This window comes from Terrisporobacter muris (genome assembly GCF_024621905.1).
GTDB lineage: Bacteria > Bacillota > Clostridia > Peptostreptococcales > Peptostreptococcaceae > Terrisporobacter > Terrisporobacter muris.
Genome location: NZ_JANKBY010000339.1, coordinates 1 through 3,744 on the forward strand (window position 1 = coordinate 1; position 3,744 = coordinate 3,744).

6 protein-coding genes are annotated in these 3,744 nt (G+C 27.8%); 3 read left to right on the forward strand and 3 right to left on the reverse strand.

Annotated features, from left to right (window positions below; genetic code table 11):
- Window positions 1-241 precede the first annotated feature (241 nt).
- The 3 genes from NSA58_RS17320 to NSA58_RS17330 all read left to right on the forward strand — a co-directional run bounded on the left by NSA58_RS17320 (window position 242) and on the right by NSA58_RS17330 (window position 2,397).
- Complete coding sequence (locus NSA58_RS17320; RefSeq protein ID WP_039680876.1) at window positions 242-499, forward strand: TM1266 family iron-only hydrogenase system putative regulator; 258 nt, start codon at window positions 242-244, stop codon at window positions 497-499.
- A 4-nt stretch (window positions 500-503) separates the two neighbouring features.
- Window positions 504-1,709, forward strand: a complete 1,206-nt coding sequence (gene hydF, locus NSA58_RS17325) for a [FeFe] hydrogenase H-cluster maturation GTPase HydF (RefSeq protein WP_039680875.1) — start codon at window positions 504-506, stop codon at window positions 1,707-1,709.
- Between the two features lie 127 nt (window positions 1,710-1,836).
- Entirely contained in the window at window positions 1,837-2,397 is a 561-nt protein-coding gene (locus NSA58_RS17330; RefSeq protein ID WP_039680874.1) for a hypothetical protein, read from the forward strand.
- Window positions 2,398-2,425: 28 nt separating this feature from the next.
- Here NSA58_RS17330 and NSA58_RS17335 read toward each other — a convergent pair whose 3' ends face one another.
- The 3 genes from NSA58_RS17335 to NSA58_RS17345 all read right to left on the reverse strand — a co-directional run bounded on the left by NSA58_RS17335 (window position 2,426) and on the right by NSA58_RS17345 (window position 3,530).
- Entirely contained in the window at window positions 2,426-2,644 is a 219-nt protein-coding gene (locus NSA58_RS17335; RefSeq protein WP_039680873.1) for a hypothetical protein, read from the reverse strand.
- A gap of 66 nt (window positions 2,645-2,710) precedes the next feature.
- A complete protein-coding gene (locus NSA58_RS17340) occupies window positions 2,711-2,875 on the reverse strand; it encodes a FliM/FliN family flagellar motor switch protein (RefSeq protein WP_079764780.1) in 165 nt (54 codons plus the stop codon).
- A gap of 88 nt (window positions 2,876-2,963) precedes the next feature.
- Window positions 2,964-3,530 carry a 3D domain-containing protein gene (locus NSA58_RS17345; protein ID WP_074078862.1) on the reverse strand — a complete coding sequence of 189 codons (567 nt, stop codon included), beginning with the start codon at window positions 3,528-3,530 and terminating at the stop codon, window positions 2,964-2,966.
- Between the last annotated feature and the right edge of the window lie 214 nt (window positions 3,531-3,744).

Genomic DNA, 3,744 nt, shown 5'->3' on the forward strand with positions numbered 1-3,744 from the left:
AGAAATTTTAAAATTATAGCCATAAAATCCCACCTTATGTAGATTTATGACTACTTTACTGCTAAAATTAAATTAAAATAACTTCTATATATAAATAAATTACCTAACGGAAAAGAATCATTCTAATCTGTAAGGAAATTAGTCAAACATATACTAACTTTCTTGATTAGTGTTCTTTTAATAGTAAAGAAGGCTTTTTTAATTTTATGTAAAATAAATTCTTATTAAAGGGGTGATTTTTATGAGTCGCGTAGCTGTAATTAGTGCAGTTTTAGACGATCCAGAAAAGTGCCAACAAGAGTTCAACAAAATCTTAGTCGGATTTAAAGGAATTATTAAGGGAAGAATGGGTATTCCATTTGATAATGAAGGGGTGTCTGTTATCTCTGTTACTGTTGTAGGTGATATGGACACAATTAATAATTTAACTGGTAAGTTAGGTAGGATACCATCTGTCTCTGTCAAAACAAGTGTTTCTAAAAAGGAAATAAGGGAGTGATTTTATGAGTTTGAATTCAACACCTCAATCTGTAAGAATACATATTGGACTATTTGGCAAAAGAAACGCAGGGAAATCAAGTATTATAAACGCTATATCAAATCAAAATGCTGCTATAGTATCTAGTGTAGCAGGTACAACTACAGATCCTGTATTTAGACCTATGGAAATATTACCTATAGGTCCCTGTGTTCTAATAGATACCGCTGGTTTAGATGATGAAGGTTCTTTAGGAGAGCTTAGAATAAATAAATCATTAGACATTTTAAATAAAACTGATATAGGGCTAGTTATTGTAGATTCAAATAAAGGAATTAGTAAAGAAGATTTACATATCATTGACTTATTAAAGGATAAAAAAATTCCTCACATATTAGTTCTAAATAAAATAGATGAAATAAGTGATAAAAAAGAAGTAATACAATTGGCAAAATCAAAAATCTCATGTCCTATTTCCTTAGTATCTTCTATTACAAAAGAAGGCATCGATAAACTTAAAGAAAAGATTATTAATAATGTAGATTATGAAAGTAACGATTTACAATTAGTTTCTGACTTGATTAATGAAGATGACCTGGTCGTTCTTGTTATTCCTATTGATAAAGCAGCTCCTAAGGGTAGATTAATATTACCACAACAGCAAGTTATAAGAGATGTATTAGATAGTAAAGCAACAGCTATTATGACAAAGGAAACTACTTTAAAAGAAACTTTTAATAGTTTAAACAAAAAACCTGCCTTAGTAATTACAGACTCTCAAGCATTTGAATCTGTTTCAAAAGACACACCAAAAGATATACCTCTGACTTCTTTTTCAATCTTATTTGCAAGACAGAAGGGTGACTTAGAAGAATTAGTTAAAGGTGCACAAACAGTAGAAAACCTTGAAGACGGAGATAAAATATTAATTGCTGAAGGATGTACTCATCATAAACAAAGTGATGATATAGGAACTTTTAAAATTCCAAATTGGTTAAAAAAATACACTAACAAAGATTTAGTTTTTGAGTATTCTTCTGGAGTCTCTTTTAAAGAAGATATTAACAATTATAAGCTAATTATTCATTGTGGTGGATGTATGATGAATAGAGCTGCAATGATGAATAGAATAAATAAAGCCAAAGACAATAATGTTCCAATTGTAAACTACGGAATACTCATCGCTTATCTAAAAGGAATTTTACCAAGAGCTTTACAACCAATTAAATAAATTCATATATTGTTTTTTTGTTACGATTATACTTTTTTTTACATAATAATTAGCTATGTTTCTTGTTTTTTTCAATTCTCATATAGTATTATATTGTTAAAGGGAATATTAAAAAGGGGGAGGGGCAATGAAAAACGCTAATGTAGATAATACAATAAAATTCATTGACAAAAAGGCTGAATACGAGGGAAAAAATAAAATTTCTAAACTACATGTTAGTAAACTTAGCAATAAAAAGAAAGTAATTGGATATCAAGAGCATAAGAAGATGAAAGCCCATGAGGCTAAAAGACAAAAGATTTTAAATTCTAAGATATATAAGTTTAGAAAAAGAATCCTTACAATTATCCTAATAACATCAAGTTTGTTTGTTGGTATATATTTATGGCAAACATTTTATGAGCCTTCCTATATTCAATCAAAGGATAATAATTTTAAAGTAGAAAGTGAAAACTTATCAAATTCAGATGTATCAACATACTCTTCTATTATAAAAGAGTCAGTACAAGGTACTTTAAATATTAAGTATAAAATTAACATCGAACAACTACATAGAAACGGTAATTTAATCTTTGCTAAAGGATATTTCAATATACCAGATAAGGGCGATATAAATTTTGATATGATACTTCAAAATTATTCACCATATTCTTTAAAAATTAATGGGGATGAATACTTAAAAAAATAAGGTGCATTTTGCACCTTATTTTTTTAATTTATTTTTTAATACTATTTTTTGCTTCTTTTACATTATCTTTAACTGCTTTTCCTACATTTACACCTGTATTTATAGTTTCTTTTGCAACATTTCCTACTCCACTAATAACATCTTTTCCTACATTTACACCTGTACTTATAGTTTCCTTAGCAACATTTCCTACACCGTTTATAACTTCTTTACCTACATCAGTAACGGGCTTTGTAACTTTAGCCATGTAATACATCTCCTATACAATAAAGTTATTTACAATATATTATATGACAAATTAATTATATTGTTCCTAAATTAAGCTTTTTACTAAATCTTCTTCATCGATTATACTTGTAATTTTAATACCAAAATTTTGTTCTAATATAATAACTTGACCATAGGCAATTTTTTTATTGTTATCATAGATTTCAACTTCTTCATCTTTTAAAGTATCAAGTTCTAACTGATAAATCATTTCCCATATATGATTGTAACTGTGAATTAATCTCACCTCTTATTTGATTTTGCAACAAAAAAACAGGGTCAAGCCCTGCTTTTAATTCCTATTTTAATATTTCTAGTGTTATTGTTTTTACTCCCCACTTACTACAAGCTGATGAAGAATTCATATAAATATCTATTTTATTTCCTTTTATTCCTCCACCGCAATCTTCTGCCGTGAATACTTTATCTAATTCTTTTATATATACCTTTGTTCCGTATGGTATAACTTTTGGATCTACAGCTAAAGTCCCATATTTTGCTTTAGTTCCTGTTGCTGTATATCCTCCACCTGTATAAGCATAAGCTTTAACTTTTAATCTTTTTTTAACATCTCTATTACTTGATGATGAAGTTGATTTTTTTATATATTTTCCACTAGACCATCCTGTTTTATTACTATATTTAACTTTATGCCATCCATTTTTACTAGATAGTATTTTAACTTTTGTTCCTTTTTTAAGTTTTCCTATTGTTCTATATTTAGTTGAAGCACCTGTTCTCAAATTTACAGTACTAGTTGCTGTTCCACTTGCAGTTGCAGCGTCTACCTCTATTGGCTTTATAACTCCCATAGTCATTACTAATGCACCTACTATGGCAGTAACTTTCAATGTCTTTTTAAACATATATTTTCCCCCTATATCAATTTTTAAGGTTATTATCTCAATTGAAAATTATTTCGTCTTTATTTATGTTTTTATTAATCTTATACATATATAATATTACATTTTAGTAACTTTTTAAAGGCTTTTTTAGAAAAAAGTTACAAACGAGTAACATTTATCTATTATTTCAATTTTATTCATTCAGCTATACACTACTGTTTTCAACAACTCCATA

Bases quoted from the DNA above. Each gene is read 5' to 3' on its own strand.
- NSA58_RS17320 (WP_039680876.1), top strand. From the start codon at position 242: ATGAGTCGCGTAGCTGTAATTAGTGCAGTTTTAGACGATCCAGAAAAG.
- hydF (WP_039680875.1), top strand. From the start codon at position 504: ATGAGTTTGAATTCAACACCTCAATCTGTAAGAATACATATTGGACTA.
- NSA58_RS17330 (WP_039680874.1), top strand. From the start codon at position 1,837: ATGAAAAACGCTAATGTAGATAATACAATAAAATTCATTGACAAAAAG.
- NSA58_RS17335 (WP_039680873.1), bottom strand. From the start codon at position 2,644: ATGGCTAAAGTTACAAAGCCCGTTACTGATGTAGGTAAAGAAGTTATA.
- NSA58_RS17340 (WP_079764780.1), bottom strand. From the start codon at position 2,875: ATGATTTATCAGTTAGAACTTGATACTTTAAAAGATGAAGAAGTTGAA.
- NSA58_RS17345 (WP_074078862.1), bottom strand. From the start codon at position 3,530: ATGTTTAAAAAGACATTGAAAGTTACTGCCATAGTAGGTGCATTAGTA.